At 64.1% G+C, this 14,078-nt stretch carries 10 protein-coding genes and 1 tRNA gene; 4 read left to right on the forward strand and 7 right to left on the reverse strand.

Annotated elements, in window-relative coordinates:
- The coding region (locus EPN33_13155; GenBank protein TAN21034.1) for a DUF3416 domain-containing protein at nucleotides 1-1,966 on the reverse strand (1,966 nt) is incomplete at its 3' end.
- An 11-nt stretch (nucleotides 1,967-1,977) separates the two neighbouring features.
- On the opposite strand from EPN33_13155, the gene EPN33_13160 reads away from it, so the two are divergent.
- From EPN33_13160 to EPN33_13175, 4 genes are read left to right on the forward strand one after another with little or no spacing between them, the layout of a single operon-like run.
- Nucleotides 1,978-3,612 (forward strand): trehalose-6-phosphate synthase, encoded by a 1,635-nt coding sequence (locus EPN33_13160; GenBank protein ID TAN21035.1) that lies wholly within the window; start codon nucleotides 1,978-1,980, stop codon nucleotides 3,610-3,612.
- Nucleotides 3,386-4,375: a trehalose-phosphatase gene (gene otsB, locus EPN33_13165; GenBank protein TAN21036.1), complete on the forward strand. Its 990-nt coding sequence runs from the start codon at nucleotides 3,386-3,388 to the stop codon at nucleotides 4,373-4,375. The genes EPN33_13160 and otsB overlap by 227 nt, the downstream gene beginning before the upstream one ends.
- A gap of 47 nt (nucleotides 4,376-4,422) precedes the next feature.
- Nucleotides 4,423-6,054: a B12-binding domain-containing radical SAM protein gene (locus EPN33_13170; GenBank protein ID TAN21037.1), complete on the forward strand. Its 1,632-nt coding sequence runs from the start codon at nucleotides 4,423-4,425 to the stop codon at nucleotides 6,052-6,054.
- Nucleotides 6,055-6,063: 9 nt separating this feature from the next.
- On the forward strand, nucleotides 6,064-6,615 hold the full coding sequence (locus tag EPN33_13175; GenBank protein ID TAN21038.1) for a thioredoxin family protein: 552 nt from the start codon (nucleotides 6,064-6,066) through the stop codon (nucleotides 6,613-6,615).
- Between the two features lie 11 nt (nucleotides 6,616-6,626).
- On the opposite strand, the gene EPN33_13180 is transcribed toward EPN33_13175, so the two are convergent.
- The 6 genes from EPN33_13180 to purQ form a co-directional block, all read right to left on the reverse strand.
- Nucleotides 6,627-6,700 (reverse strand) — tRNA-Gln (locus tag EPN33_13180).
- A gap of 143 nt (nucleotides 6,701-6,843) precedes the next feature.
- Nucleotides 6,844-7,122: a hypothetical protein gene (locus EPN33_13185; protein ID TAN21039.1), complete on the reverse strand. Its 279-nt coding sequence runs from the start codon at nucleotides 7,120-7,122 to the stop codon at nucleotides 6,844-6,846.
- A 28-nt stretch (nucleotides 7,123-7,150) separates the two neighbouring features.
- Nucleotides 7,151-9,748: a hypothetical protein gene (locus EPN33_13190; GenBank protein TAN21040.1), complete on the reverse strand. Its 2,598-nt coding sequence runs from the start codon at nucleotides 9,746-9,748 to the stop codon at nucleotides 7,151-7,153.
- Nucleotides 9,749-9,797: 49 nt separating this feature from the next.
- Nucleotides 9,798-11,192: an amidophosphoribosyltransferase gene (locus EPN33_13195; GenBank protein ID TAN21041.1), complete on the reverse strand. Its 1,395-nt coding sequence runs from the start codon at nucleotides 11,190-11,192 to the stop codon at nucleotides 9,798-9,800.
- Entirely contained in the window at nucleotides 11,189-13,405 is a 2,217-nt protein-coding gene (gene purL, locus EPN33_13200) for a phosphoribosylformylglycinamidine synthase subunit PurL (protein TAN21042.1), read from the reverse strand. The genes EPN33_13195 and purL overlap by 4 nt, the downstream gene beginning before the upstream one ends.
- On the reverse strand, nucleotides 13,396-14,064 hold the full coding sequence (gene purQ / locus EPN33_13205; GenBank protein TAN21043.1) for a phosphoribosylformylglycinamidine synthase subunit PurQ: 669 nt from the start codon (nucleotides 14,062-14,064) through the stop codon (nucleotides 13,396-13,398). The genes purL and purQ overlap by 10 nt, the downstream gene beginning before the upstream one ends.
- Nucleotides 14,065-14,078: the final 14 nt, after the last annotated feature.

Below are 14,078 nucleotides of genomic sequence, written 5' to 3' on the forward strand. Positions count from 1 at the left end.
GCAGGTGGAGGATCACGGCGGGCGGGTCGAGGCCGAGGTTGAGGTAGTGATTGCGGCCGCGCCAGAGGCCGCGCGGGCCGGCCAGCAGGTCCTCAACGGCGAAGCTGTCGCCCACGCCGAGCTCTGCGCCGGGAATCTCAATCGGGCCCTCCTGGGCGTGCGCCGGGTCGAGATTCACTCCGACCACTAGAACATCCTCAAAGTCCGGTGAAAAACGCGCGTAGAGCAGGATTTGGGGGTTCTCGGCGTGCAGGAAGCGCAGGCCCTCGATGCGCTGGAGCGCGGCGTGTTCGCGCCGGATGCGGTTTACCTTCGCAATCCAGTCTTTGATATTGCCGGGCCGGTTCCAGTCCCAGACCTTGAACTGGTACTTCTCCGAATCGGCGTACTCTTCCGTGCCCGGCAGGGCGCGGTTTTCGCATAGCTCGAAGCCGTTGTACATACCCCAGGAAGGGGAAAGGGTCGCCGCCAGCACCAGCCGCTGCAAGAACGCGGGCCGTCCGCCGCGTTGCAGAATCTCGGGCAAGATATCGGGCGTGTTCACAAAAAAGTTGGGCCGGAAATATTCCCGGCTCGGTCCCAGCGCCAGCTCAGTCAGATAGTCCGCCAGTTCGGGTTTGGTATTGCGCCAGGTGAAGTAGGTGTAGGACTGCGAAAAGCCCAGCTTGGCCAGCCGCTTCATTGGCTTCGGGCGCGTGAAGGCTTCGGCCAGAAACACCACATCGGGATAAGCCGCGCGCACCTCGCGCAGCAGCCACTCCCAGAAGGGAAGGGGCTTGGTATGGGGATTATCCACGCGAAAGATTCGGACTCCGTGGCGCGCCCAGAACAGCAGCAGATCGCGTATGGCTGCGGCTAATTCCGGCGCTGCGGGTCCATCAAAATTCAGCGGGTAAATGTCTTCATACCGCTTGGGCGGATTTTCGGCGTACTGAATGCTGCCGTCGGGCCGGTGATAGAACCACTCCGGATGCTCCATTACCCAGGGATGGTCGGGCGAGCAATTCAGCGCCAGATCGAGCGCGATCTCGATGCCCTGCGCGGCTGCCGTTGCCAGGAAGTGGTCGAAGTCTTCGATGGTGCCCAGGCCAGGATCGACAGCATCGTGTCCGCCGGCGGCGTTGCCAATGGCATACGGGCTGCCGGGATCGGCCGCCATGGCACGCAGGGCGTTATTCCGGCCTTTGCGGTTGGTCTGGCCGACCGGGTGAATGGGCGGCAAATAAATCACATCAAAGCCCATGGCGGCGATTTCGGGCAGCCGGACTTCGCATTCGGCGAAGGTGGCGCTGCGCGTAGGGTCGGTGCCCTGGGAACGCGCGAACATCTCATACCAGGAGCCAAAGCGCGCCCGCGGCCGTTCCACCAGCACCTGCCACGAGCGCTCCGCCTGCTGTCGTGCGGTCAAATCGGGCCACTGGCGTTCGGCCGCCAGGACTTCGTCCGCCAGCAGCGCCGCGGCGGTTCGCGCCGCGGCAGCGTCGCGCAGCACCGTGGCATCCTCGGGCGCCTGCGCCCGCGCGGCCGTGGCCGTGGCCAGCGCTGCTCCGGCGGTCAGCTCGCTGGCGATGTCCTGTCCCGCCGCCCGCTTGCGTTCCGTATCCCGCCGCCAGCTTGCAAAGGCCTCGGTCCAGGCCACAAAACTGAATTCATAGATCCCCAGTTTTGTGACAGTAAAGCTGCCGCGCCAGCGGTCATTCTCGGGCACGCCCAAGGGCAGCTCCTGCCAGCCGGTCTGTCCTGGCGCTTGCACCCGCAGCGCGGCCGCCAGCACGCCATGCCCGTGCTGATAGATATCGACAGCGACGTCAACCTGGTCGCCCAAGGTCCGTTTTACCGCAAATGCACCCGCATCCACGCACGGCGCGATGCATTCCATTACGATAGAACCAGGCTCGGTCACCGCCGCGGCGGTCCGTCTCCGGGGGCGCGCGGTTTGGGTTCGGACCGCTGAGCGTCGTATCATATACCAATCTTATGGTGGGTGTGCAACAGATCCTGCAGGAAGTTACCTCGCTGGAGGGCCGGCGCTTTATCGTGGTCTCCAACCGGCAGCCGTTTGCGCATGTGCGCCATGGCGACAGCATTCGCGTCGAAAAGCCGCCCAGTGGCCTGACGCTGGCCCTGGAACCCATTGTACAAGCGACGCACGGCACCTGGATCGCATCGTCCAGCGGCGATGCCGATGCCGAGCGCGTCGATGACAAAGGCCGGGTGACGACGCCGCCGCCGGGTGTGGAGTACGACTTGCGCCGCATCTTTCTGCCGCCGCGGCTGCAGCAGGACTTCTACACGGGCTTTGCCAACTCGACGCTTTGGCCGCTCTGCCACATCGCCTATCACCAGCCCCGTTTTGAGGAACGCTGGTGGAAGGCCTTTCTGCAGGCGAATCAGGTTTTTGCCGATACGGTGGCGGACGAAGTGAACGGGGACTCGGCCATCATCTTCGTGCAGGATTTCCATCTTGCGGTGCTGCCGTTACTGCTGCGCGAGCGCTGCCCGCAGGCGGTCATCGCCCAGTTCTGGCACATTCCCTGGCCCAATCCCGAAGCCTTCCGCATCTGCCCCTGGCGGCGCGACCTGCTGCGCGGACTGCTGGGCAATGACCTGCTCGGTTTTCATCTGCCCTACCACTGCAATAACTTCCTGGACACGGTCGACCGTGAGTTGCAGGTGCGGGTCGACCGCGCCGGCAGCGCGGTGGTGGGCGGGCAGAGCCGCACCAGCGTCGCGGCTTTCCCCATGAGTGTCGACTACCATCACATCCAGCGCGCTTCGCGCGAGCCGGCAGCGGTGCGCGAAGCCTCGCATCTGCGCCGCGAGTATATCCACAACGGGGACCGCAAGTTGGTGATCAGCGTGGAGCGGCTGGATTACACCAAGGGCATCCGCGAACGGCTGGAGGCGATTCAGCGCCTGTTCGAGCGCCATCCGGAATGGAAGCGCAAGGTGGATTTCGTCCACATCGCCACCCCCAGCCGGACCACCGTCCGCGCCTACCGCGACTACGCGGCCGCGGTCGAGCGCACGGTCGCGCGCGTCAACGCCCTGCACGGCACGCCCGACTGGACGCCCATCCGGCCGCTGCACATCTATGTCGAGCCGGAAAAGATCTGGCACTGGTACCAGGCGGCCGACGTGGTCATCGTGAGCTCGCTGCATGACGGCATGAATCTGGTCAGCAAGGAGTTCGTGGCGGCGGCGCGGGAAGACGCGGTGCTGCTGCTGAGCGAGTTTACCGGCGCGGCGCGTTCTTTGCGCGAAGCCGTGCTGATCAATCCCTACGCCACCGACAGCTTTGCCGATGCCATCGCCGAGGCGCTGGCCATGCCGGAAGTGGAGAGGCGGGAGCGCATGCGGCGGCTGCGCTGGCGGGTGGCGCATTATGATATTGGAGTATGGGCGCGGGAGATTTTGCGTGCCATACGGCAGCGCGAATTTGATGCCCAGGATCCCCGCCTTTCTCTCCCTCCCCTCTCCCCCGGCAGTCTCGACGGCAGCTTCGACGCCGGCAGTGGACGGCGCGGTCCGGGGCAGCGCGTGCTCGATGCCCGGCGGCTGGAGGCAACGGCTGGCCCACGCCTCACGCATCCTCATCGCCACGGACTTTGACGGCACCTTGGCGCCTATAGTGGCGGATCCCGCCGCGGCTTTGCCGCTGCCGGGGATGCTGGACGTCCTGACGGCACTAGCGGCGCGGCGCGACTTCCGCGTCGCGGTAGTCAGCGGCCGGGCCCTCAGCGACCTGCGGGCGCGCTGCCCCGTACCCGGCTGCTGGTATGTCGGCGGCCACGGCAACGAGACCACGCCCGGCGCGGGCGATGATCTCGGCCCGCCACCGGCACCGCCACGCGCCCAGGCCATGCGGCGGCGGCTGGCCGAAATTGCCGACTCGATCCGGGAGCGCTTGCCGCAATGGCCGGGCGTGCGTCTGGAAGCGAAGCCGTATTCGCTGGCGCTGCACTTCCGCCAAGCGCCCCAGTGGGAAGAACCGATTCGCGAGCTGGTTTCCGGCTATGCCGCCGGAGACGGGTTTCGCACGCTGGCCGGCCGCCAAGTGATCGAATTGTTGCCCGATGACGCGCTCACCAAAGGGCATGCGCTGGAACGCCTTCTCCGCCGCCTGGGCTGTGATCTGGGGTTCTACTTCGGCGACGATACGACCGATGAGGACGTTTTCCGCCTGTACAACCCACAGCTTCTGGGCATCAAAGTGGAAAGCCGTGAAAACTCCGCCCCCAGCGCCGCCGACTATGCGGTGGGCTCGCCCCGCGGGGTGCTGCTCGCCCTGCACGAAATTGCCCAGCTGCGACGGTTGCCGACAACTGCACACGCGGCAAAGAAAAACATGCATAATGAGGCGATTCAGCCGTAGGCTGGTAGTTGCTGGTGCTGTATGCCGGTGGTCGGAGGGCCGAACAGATGCGCGTTTTCCTGATCTATCCCAAGCGTGACCCGGAGTCGCTGGTCCGCACCCAATTCAGCATGGAACGGGTGCATGAGCTGGCGTTCTGGCCCTTGCGCGGCAAGAGCTACGGCCTGCAGTTCAACGGGCTGGAGTCGCTGAGCGCGCTCACGCCGAAATGGGTCGATCTCACCGTCATTAATGAGAATCTCCGTGACATCGACATGGACGCCAATGTCGATCTGGTCGCCATCACCGTGATGGTGACCAACGCTACGCGGGCCTACCAGATCGCCGATCATTTCCGTAAACGCGGGGTCAAGGTGGTGATGGGCGGCTATCACCCCTTCATGATTCCCCACAACAGCCTGGCCCACGCCGACGCCATCTGCACCACCGAGGCCGAGTACGTCTGGGGGCAAATTCTTACCGACTGCCGTGACGGCAAGTTGCAGCAGATCTACCGGCAGACCGAAAAGACCGACATGATCAAGGCGCAACATATTCCCCGCGTCAAGCGCTGGGAGTGGTTGCATCAGGTGTCGCTCACGCTGCAGTCCAGCCGCGGCTGCCCCTTCAGTTGCGAGTTCTGCTCTATCGTGCAGATGCTGGGCCACGACATGCGGTACAAAACGCCCGCGCACCTCACGGAAGAGCTGGAAGTCTATTTCAAGCACGACATCCTCGGCCGCGTCTTTTACCGGCCCATCTTTTTCGTGGACGACAACATCTTCGGCCACCCGCGCACGGTCAAGGAGATGCTGCGGGCCATCATCAAGCTCAAGAAGAAATATCCGCATTACCGCGCCGTCTTCGGCTCCCAGATGACCATCAATGTCTATAAGGACAAAGAGGCGCTGGCGCTACTCGAGGAAGCCGGCTTCTACAACATCTTCATGGGCTTTGAAAGCCAGGATCGCGAGACCCTGAAGGCCTTCAATAAGCTGCACAACATCGCGCACAACTACGACGAAGCGGTCGCGACCCTGCGCGCGCACGGCATGGAAGCGATCTCCAGTTTCATTTTTGGCACGGACGGCGATACTGAGGCCTGCTTCGACGCCGCCTACGATTTCTTCGACCGCAACAACGTTCTATATCCGTACTTCAACATTCTCACGCCCACGTCCGACCAGTGGAAGCGATTCCTGGCCGAAGGCCGCATTCTCACCGTCAAGGCCAAGCTCTACGATGCGCACCACACGGTCTTCGTGCCCATGAAGATGACGCCCCGGCAATTACAGGAGGGCTTCATCAAGCTGGTGTCCAAGACCTTTGATTACAAGAACATCGCCAAGCGCATGCGGGGGGTTTACCTGGACAGCGGCCGCCGTCAGGCGCGCTTGTCGCTGCCGCTGCCGCTCGAAAAGGCGTTCTATCACAAGCTCCACTTCACCCTGGGCATGCAGAACGATCGGGAAGGGCAGAGTTTCATGGAAGAACTGAAACCGCACGTCTGGAGCGGCATGGTTCCCATGGCTTCCGTGCTGCTCCAGATCGATCAGCACGACTGGGCGGTTCGCAACCGCTTCACCATGGCCGAGCACCGCTACAACCTCGATGTGCCCGCCTGGAAGGACCGGCCGCACGAGGAAACGGCGATCGCCGGCGAAGGGCTGGCTTCCGATATTGCGGCCCAGGTGCGGTAAAAAGGAAGTATGGCGGCCACTTCCTCGAAGATGGTGCCACTCGGCACCCCGGCGCCCGATTTTTCTTTACCCGACGTAGTGAGCGGCGAGACCGTGCGACTGGCGGATCTGCCCGCTGATCGTCCGCTGCTGGTGACGTTCCTCAGCCGGCACTGTCCCTATGTCTGGCACGTCAAAGCCGCGCTGGCGCAACTGGGGCGCGACTACCGCGGGCGGGCCAGCCTTGTGGCCATCAGCGCTAACGATGCCCGCGCCTATCCGGAAGACGCGCCCGAGCGGCTGCGCGCCCTGGCGGTCGAGACCGGTTTCAATTTCCCCGTTTGCTATGACGAGCCGCAAACCACGGCGCGTGCGTATGGGGCCACCTGCACGCCCGATTTCTTTTTATACAATAGCCAGCGCAGACTCGTCTATCGCGGTCAGCTCGATGTCAGCCGCCCGGGCAATGGCGTTCCGGTCACTGGCACCGACGTGCGGGCTGCGCTGGAGGCTCTGCTGGCAGGCCAGCCGGTGGCCGCCAGCCAAAGTCCCAGCCTAGGTTGCAACATCAAGTGGAAATGATGGCGGGGAATTGGCTGCCGGGCAGGGACTCGAACCCCGATAGGCAGATCCAGAATCTGCTGTCCTACCATTGAACGACCCGGCAAGCTCGACGAACAATTATACCGTGACCGCTTAAAGCAAAATCAGCGTTCGCGTATCCCGCATCGGACTGAGGCGTACGGCATTTCCTGATGTCAAAGCCGCAGGCGGTTCGATCCGCCGGGCCACAGCGATGCTGATTTTGCTTTAGCCGGAGTGTTTTCCCCAGCGGTAGCGGCGTTTGCCGCAGCGCCGGCAAGAATAGGGCCAGAGCATCGCTACGGAGGCCAGGCGGTCACTGACGGTTTCCCGCCGCCGGCGGTCCAGATCGGTGCCGCAGCGCCAGCAGTTCTTCACATGGTAGACGGGATTGCGGCGGCCGCAGTGCGTGCAGGCATAGACGATCCGGCATCCCGCCAGTTTTTCACCGAATTTCCGGTGCGTGCGTGCGGTTTCCGCGCTCTCGCAGTACTTGCAGACTGGCATGCTTGCGTTGGCGCCTCGTGCTACGGAGTTACTCACGCAGTCTATACCATTCTTCCAGTTTTGCGGTAATTTCTTCGGCGCTTTCTCTGCGGAAATGCAACATCGGTCCGAATTTCACATATGCAGGCCCGCGATGGGCGCGGCGCGCTTTGTCCGGCAATATCTCGTATAAGCCGCCAATCTCGATCGGCACGACCGGCAAGCGCAGGGCCGAAGCAAAGACGCCAATGCCGGGGCGGAAAGGATGCAATTTGCCATCGGGCGTGCGCATGCCCTCCGGAAAAATCAGCGGACAATAGCCCTGATCGGCCAGCCGCCCGGTGTGCCGCAAGGAGGCACCCACGGCGCCGTAGGCGGTGAGCAGATAGCCGTTGAAAAAGAGCTGCGATAACTGCAGCCGCCAGCGATCGCGGAAGCGGCGCCAGCGTGAGGCGCGCGGGTCATAGGCACCGACGTAGGGGTCAATCCCCATGGCCGGTGCCAGCCAGGGCCGCCATTCCCGCGGCATGGCACGCAGAATCAGGGGCACGTCCAGCATGCTCTGATGGTTAGAAATGAAAAAGATGGGGCGCTGCCAGTGGGCAAACTGCTCCGCGCCTTCGACGGTCAAACGTGAAACGGCCGTTTTCAGGACCGGGAAGACAATCGCATCGAATAAGCCGGCGCGAACATGGCGCACAGCGGGGTGCAAGGGCCAGGTTTTCTCGTGCGCCGGCACCAGCAACGGCGGCGCTTGCGGCGGGGGCAGCACAGCACCGCCCCCGACGCCGCTGACCATGGCCGCGCTCTTCTCCGCCGCGGCGGCCTGCGGCACGAGCAAGGCATCGACGTCCGCCACGGTTTGCGCCAGCACGATCGAGGTTTCCTCCAGCGCGCCGGCTGCATGCGCCTCGATCCAGCTCCACAATTCCACGCGATCGAGCGAGGACAGTCCCAGATCCGTATCGAGCCGCACCTGCGGCAACATCCGCGCCGCCGCGATGCCCCAGCGCCGCGCCACAAACTGCTTCCAGTTAACTGCTTCGCCGTCACCGATCTTTTCCGGCGTGGCTGGCTGACCCTGATTGACCCAGCGCGCAATCGCGATGCGCTGCAGCTTGTGGGTCGAGGTGGTGCGAGGCAAGTGCGCCTGCGGCCATAAGGAGGCCGCGCGCACACGCTGGTGCGGTTCCAGTTGGCCATTCGCACCGGCCACGGCCGCGTCCAGTTCCGCGGCCGGCGCGCCCTCGCGCAGCACCACCACGGCATGGACCTTGCTGCCGCCATTGCGCCGGTCTTCCACGGCCGCCACTTCGGCCACCGCCGCCTGCGCCAGCAAGGCCCGCTCCACGTCCTCGGGATATACGTTCAGCCCATCGGGTGTGACGATGACTTCTTTTTTCCGCCCCAAAAACGTCAGGTTCTTGTTTCCGTCAATTCGCCCCAGATCACCGGTATGCAGCCAGCCATCGGCAAACGCCTGCTGCGTCGCCTCGGGATTGTTGTAATAGCCCGGTGATACATTCCCGCCGCGCACCAGGATTTCTCCGTCCGGAGCGATCTTCACTTCGACTCCGTCCAGCGTCTGCCCCACCGCGCCGCGCCGGATTTTGAAGGGATGCGTAATCGCAATGGCGGGCGCGGTTTCCGTCAACCCGTAGCCTTGGACCACGGCATACCCGAGCGCGTGCCAGCCATCTTCCACTTCCTGGCTGAGCGCGGCGCCGCCGGAAATGAACGCCCACATCTTCCAGCCCAACCGCCGGTGCAACTTGCGCCAGCGCCGGAAGCGCCACAGGATGCCGTGGGCCTTGCTGATCTCGATGGCCTCCGGAAAGGTCGTGCCGATTTCCGCCAGCGCCCACTGGCTGAATAGCTGCAACTGCTGCGGGACGGCCACCAGCGCCGAGGCGCGATAGCGCTTCATCAAGCCGGCCCATTGCGCCGGCGCCTGGGTTTCCGGGTAGATCACGGTGCTGTCCACCAGGGTGGGGATCAACAACCCCATTATCTGACCGAACAAGTGACTCAGCGGAATCAGGTGAATGAATCCCAGCGGCAGCAGGATCCGCAGCCGCGGCTTGTACTTTCTAACTTCGTTGGCTACGGGCCGCAGATTCGCCAACACGTTCCCGTGCGTGATCATCACGCCCTTGGGTTCGGCGGTGGCGCCGGAGGTATAGACGATTTCCAGCAGGGAATTCGCATCGACAGCCGCGGGCTCGGGCGCCGCAGCCGCCGGCGGCAACTCGCGGATAGCGGCAAAGGGCAGGACCGCGGTATCCAGGGTTTCGCCGCGATCGGTGCACAGCAGCACGGCCTCGGTCTGCTTGCGTACCCGTGCGGCCAATTCCGCCGAAAAGGCCACATCCAGCGGCACCATGACTGCGCCGGTCAGCACACAGCCGTAAAAGGCGATCGCCCAGGCCGCCCCGGCTGCGCCCCACAGCATCACGCGGTCTCCGGGCTTCACTCCCCGGCGCACCAGTTCCTGTTGCAGAGCGCATGCCTTGCCGATCAACTCGGCGTAACTCAGCCGGTAGGCGCGATAGAGCTGTTGCTCGATGAGGGCCGTACGCTTGCCCAGACGCGCCAGCCCCAGAATGTAGTGCGACAGCGAGTCTAAGTTGTCGTGGGCGTTTGGCATGCGACTGAGACAGCCTGCAGCCCTTTCATTTTAAGCGATCCGGCCCAATCTAGACCGGCGTCGGATATTGCCCAGTAAAACACGATTTGCAGAAGCGGTCGTCGCGGTTGCCGACCGCCTCGTCCAGTCCCCCCAGCGACAGGTAGGCCAGGCTGTCGGCGCCGATCGCCGCCCGGATTTCCTCCACGCTCTCATTGGCGGCCACCAACTCCTGCTTGGTCGGCGTATCGATGCCGTAGTAGCACGGCGAGATGAACGGCGGCGAGGATATGCGCACATGCACCTCCTTCGCTCCTGCGTCCCGGATCATGTTCACGATCTTGCGGCTGGTTGTCCCGCGCACAATCGAGTCATCCACCAGCACCACCCGTTTGCCTTCCAGCAGCCGCCGCACCGGATTCAGTTTCAGCTTTACGCCGAAATCGCGTATCTGCTGCGAGGGTTCGATGAAGGTCCGGCCGATATAGTGATTCCGGATCAGGCCGAAGCGGCAGGGCAGGCCCGCGGCTTCAGCGTATCCGAGCGCGGCAGCCACGCCCGAATCCGGCACCGGTACCACCACGTCGGCCGCCGCCGGAGCCTCGCGCGCCAGAATGCGGCCCATCGCCTCGCGGCTCTGCTGCACGCTCTGGCCGAACACCTGGCTGTCCGGCCGCGCGAAATACACATGCTCGAAAACGCATTGCCGCAGCGGCCGCGGCGGGGCGAAGCGGTGGCTTTCGATCCGGGGTGCGTCTGCATCCCAGCTTACCCGCACCCATTCCCCGGCTGCGATATCCCGCTCGTAGCGGGCGCCGATGAGGTCGAAGGCGCAGGTCTCGCTGGCGAAAACCACCCCACCCTCGGGCAGGCGTCCCATCGCCAGGGGCCGGAACCCCCAGGGATCGCGGATGGCATATAAGCTGTCGGAGGTCAGCAAAACCAGTGAGTAGGCCCCCTCGACTTGTCGCAGGGCCTGCTCCAGCGCTGTATCAAAGTTCCCCGTCTGCGCTTGTGCCAGCAGGTGCAGAATCACTTCCGTGTCGCTGGTGGTCTGAAAAATCGACCCTGCCGCCTCCAGGCGCTGGTGAATCCCGGCGGCGTTGGTCAGATTGCCGTTGTGTCCAATGGCGATTTGGCCTTTGTTGCACTCGATGGTCAGCGGCTGGGCGTTGTTCAGGCCGCTGTCGCCGCACGTGGAATAGCGCGTGTGGCCGATCGCCGCCCGCCCGGGCAGGCCGGCCAGCACGTCGGGCGTAAAAATATCCGCCACCAGTCCCATGGCGCGCTGGGTGTGAATGGCATCCGTCGCGTTCCGCGCTTCCGTGGACGCGATCCCGGCCGATTCCTGTCCCCGGTGCTGCAGCGCGTACAGTCCCAGATACGCCAGCTTCGCGGCTTCGGCGTGTCCCCACACGCCTACGATGCCGCACTTCTCGCGCAGATCATCGAAGGGAGCACTCATCGCGTCATGGCCTCCCACGCTGCGGTCATCTCCTCCAGGCTCAGGCGGACCATCTCCTGACCATGCCATGTAATCTCCAGCGGCCCCAACTGGGTTGAACCGAGGCGATGTGCCCGCAATCCTTTCGCCTCCGCGAGCGCTATCAACCCGGTGGTGTCTTCCGGAGCGCAGCTAATCACCACCCGGCTCGCGGCTTCGTCAAACAACGCCAGCATCGCGCTCGCTGCGGCCAGCTCCACCTTGGCTCCGAACCTTTCCGCGGGCACTTCTTCCGCCCGCCGCGCCAGGCAACATTCAGCGAGGCAAGCGGCCAAGCCGCCGGTCGAAACCTGATGCGCCGATCGCAACCAGCCTTGCGCGTGGGCCGCGTGCAGGACTGCGTGCAGCCGCTGCTCGGCCTCCAGATCCAGCGCGGGTGGCATTCCCCACGTCGATCCCAGAATGGCAGCCGCGTACTCGCTGGCCCCCAGCCAATCGCCTTCGGGCGCGCCGCTCAGCAGCACAATTGCCAGCCCCGGGGCAGGGAATCGGCTGCCCAAAGGTCCCGGGCGAATTTCCAGCCGTCCCACCACTCCGACCACCGGAGTCGGTTGAATTCCGACGCCCAGGGTCTCGTTGTACAGACTCACATTGCCGCCCGTGATGGGCGTTCCCAGCGCCCGGCACGCTTCCCCGATGCCGGCAATGGCTTCCGCCAACTGCCACATGACCTCGGGTTTTTCGGGATTGCCAAAATTGAGGCAGTTGGTCGCGGCGATGGGTACGGCACCGGTGCAAGCCACCTTGCGGGCTGCCTCCGCGACAGCCAATTTGGCCCCGGTTTGGGGGTCGAGGGCGCAATAGCGTCCGTTGCCGTCGAGCGCCATCGCCAAGGCAAACGGCGTGTCTTTTATGCCGATTACGCCGGCATCGCCACCTGGACCGGCGAGCGTGTTGGTGCGCACCATGGTGTCGTACTGCTCCCACACCCAGCGTTTGCTGCACACATTCGGGGAGGCCAGCAGCGCCAGAACATCGGCCTTCCAGTCCCGTTGCTGGTCCAGCAGGCCCAGTGGCGCCGCCATCGGAATCGCCCGCTCCGGCCGCTGCTGCGGGCGCTGATACCGCGGCGCCGCTTCGGTTAGCGCGGCATTGGGGATTTCCGCCACAACCTTGCCGTGATGACTCACCCGGAGCTTGCCGTCTCCGGTGACCTCCCCGACGGTGACGGCATCAAGGCCCCACTTGGCAAAAACATCGAAGACTGCTTTCTCGCGCCCGCGCTCGGCCACCAGCAGCATCCGTTCCTGGCTTTCGCTGAGCAGCATCTCGTACGCCGTCATGCCGGTTTCGCGCTGGGGAACCCGGTCGAGATTCAGTGCCACACCCGTGCCGGCGCGGCCACCCATTTCGCAGCTCGAGCTGGTTAGCCCCGCGGCGCCCATGTCCTGAATGCCCACCACGGCGCCGGTCGCCATCGCCTCCAGGCACGCCTCCAGCAGCAATTTCTCCAGGAACGGATCGCCTACCTGCACGTTCGGCCGCTTGGCGGCGCTGGTTTCGGAGAATTCCTCGCTGGCCATGGTGGCGCCGTGAATGCCGTCGCGCCCGGTCTTGGCACCGACGTAAATGACGAGGTTGCCGATACCGGCGGCTTTGCCAAAAAACAGCTTGTCTTCGCGCGCAATGCCGAGCGCGAAGGCGTTCACCAGCGGATTGCCGCTGTAGCTGGCATCAAACACCGTTTCGCCGCCCAGGTTTGCCACGCCAAAGCAGTTCCCGTAATGGCCGATGCCGCGAATGACGCCGTCCATGATGGCGGCGTTCTGCGCATCTTCCGGTGGTCCAAAGCGCAAGGAGTCCATAATCGCCACCGGTCGCGCTCCCATGGTGAAGACGTCCCGCAGAATGCCGCCCACGCCCGTGGCCGCGCCCTGGAAGGGCTCGATGTAACTCGGGTGGTTGTGGGACTCGATCTTGAACACGCACGCCCAGCCGGCGCCAATCCGCACGACTCCGGCGTTTTCGCCGGGGCCCTGCAGAATGTCGGGCCCCGCCGTGGGCAGCGTCTTCAGGTGCACGCGGCTGCTCTTATAGGAGCAGTGTTCGCTCCACATCACCGCAAATACGCCCAGCTCGGTCTCGTTGGGCTCGTGCCCCAGCAGCGTGCGGACGCACTCATATTCCGCCTCCGTCAGCCCCTGCAACCGGATTTGCGCGTCGCCTACCGGCATACCATCTCTAAAGAATGCAACACCCGCCAGCCGCCCTGCGATCCCAGTGCGGCGTCAATGGCCCGCTCCGGATGCGGCATTAGCCCAACCACATTGCGGCCGTCGTTGCAGATCCCCGCAATGTCGTGCATCGAGCCGTTGGGATTGTCCTCAGGCTCATAGCGGAACACAACCTGCCGGTTGCGCTCCAGACGCTCCAACACCTCCGGCTCCGCCACGTAATTGCCTTCCCCATGGGCCACCGGAATGGAAATCACTTTGCCCGCCGTGTAGGCGGCTGTAAATGGTGTATCGATGACTTCTACCCGCACCCGAATCTGCCGGCAGACAAAGCGCATGCCGGCGTTGCGGACCAGCGCCCCCGGCAATAGTCCGGCTTCACAGAGTATCTGAAAGCCATTGCAAATTCCCAGCAGTGGATGCCCGGCGGCGGCAAACTTCGCCAGCGGCTTCAAAATTGGCGAAAAGCGCGCAATCGCTCCGGTCCGCAGATAGTCCCCATAGCTGAACCCGCCGGGCAGAATGATGGCGTCGCAGCCGCGCAGGTCTTCGCTCTCATGCCACAACGCTTCCGCCGGCTGCCCAGCCGCCAGCGACGCCGCGGCCAGCGCGTCGTGGTCGCAATTGCTGCCTGGAAACACCACCACGCCCAGTTTCATGATTTATGTACTCA

Source organism: Acidobacteriota bacterium (assembly GCA_004299485.1).
Taxonomy (GTDB): Bacteria; Acidobacteriota; Terriglobia; order Terriglobales; family SCQP01; genus SCQP01.

Excerpts from the sequence above, each read along its gene's own strand:
- purL (TAN21042.1), bottom strand. The coding sequence starts at position 13,405 with ATGCCGGTAGGCGACGCGCAAATCCGGTTGCAGGGGCTGACGGAGGCG.
- EPN33_13195 (TAN21041.1), bottom strand. The coding sequence starts at position 11,192 with ATGAGTGCTCCCTTCGATGATCTGCGCGAGAAGTGCGGCATCGTAGGC.
- purQ (TAN21043.1), bottom strand. The coding sequence starts at position 14,064 with ATGAAACTGGGCGTGGTGGTGTTTCCAGGCAGCAATTGCGACCACGAC.
- EPN33_13190 (TAN21040.1), bottom strand. The coding sequence starts at position 9,748 with ATGCCAAACGCCCACGACAACTTAGACTCGCTGTCGCACTACATTCTG.
- EPN33_13185 (TAN21039.1), bottom strand. The coding sequence starts at position 7,122 with ATGCCAGTCTGCAAGTACTGCGAGAGCGCGGAAACCGCACGCACGCAC.
- EPN33_13170 (TAN21037.1), top strand. The coding sequence starts at position 4,423 with ATGCGCGTTTTCCTGATCTATCCCAAGCGTGACCCGGAGTCGCTGGTC.
- EPN33_13175 (TAN21038.1), top strand. The coding sequence starts at position 6,064 with ATGGCGGCCACTTCCTCGAAGATGGTGCCACTCGGCACCCCGGCGCCC.
- otsB (TAN21036.1), top strand. The coding sequence starts at position 3,386 with ATGATATTGGAGTATGGGCGCGGGAGATTTTGCGTGCCATACGGCAGC.
- EPN33_13160 (TAN21035.1), top strand. The coding sequence starts at position 1,978 with ATGGTGGGTGTGCAACAGATCCTGCAGGAAGTTACCTCGCTGGAGGGC.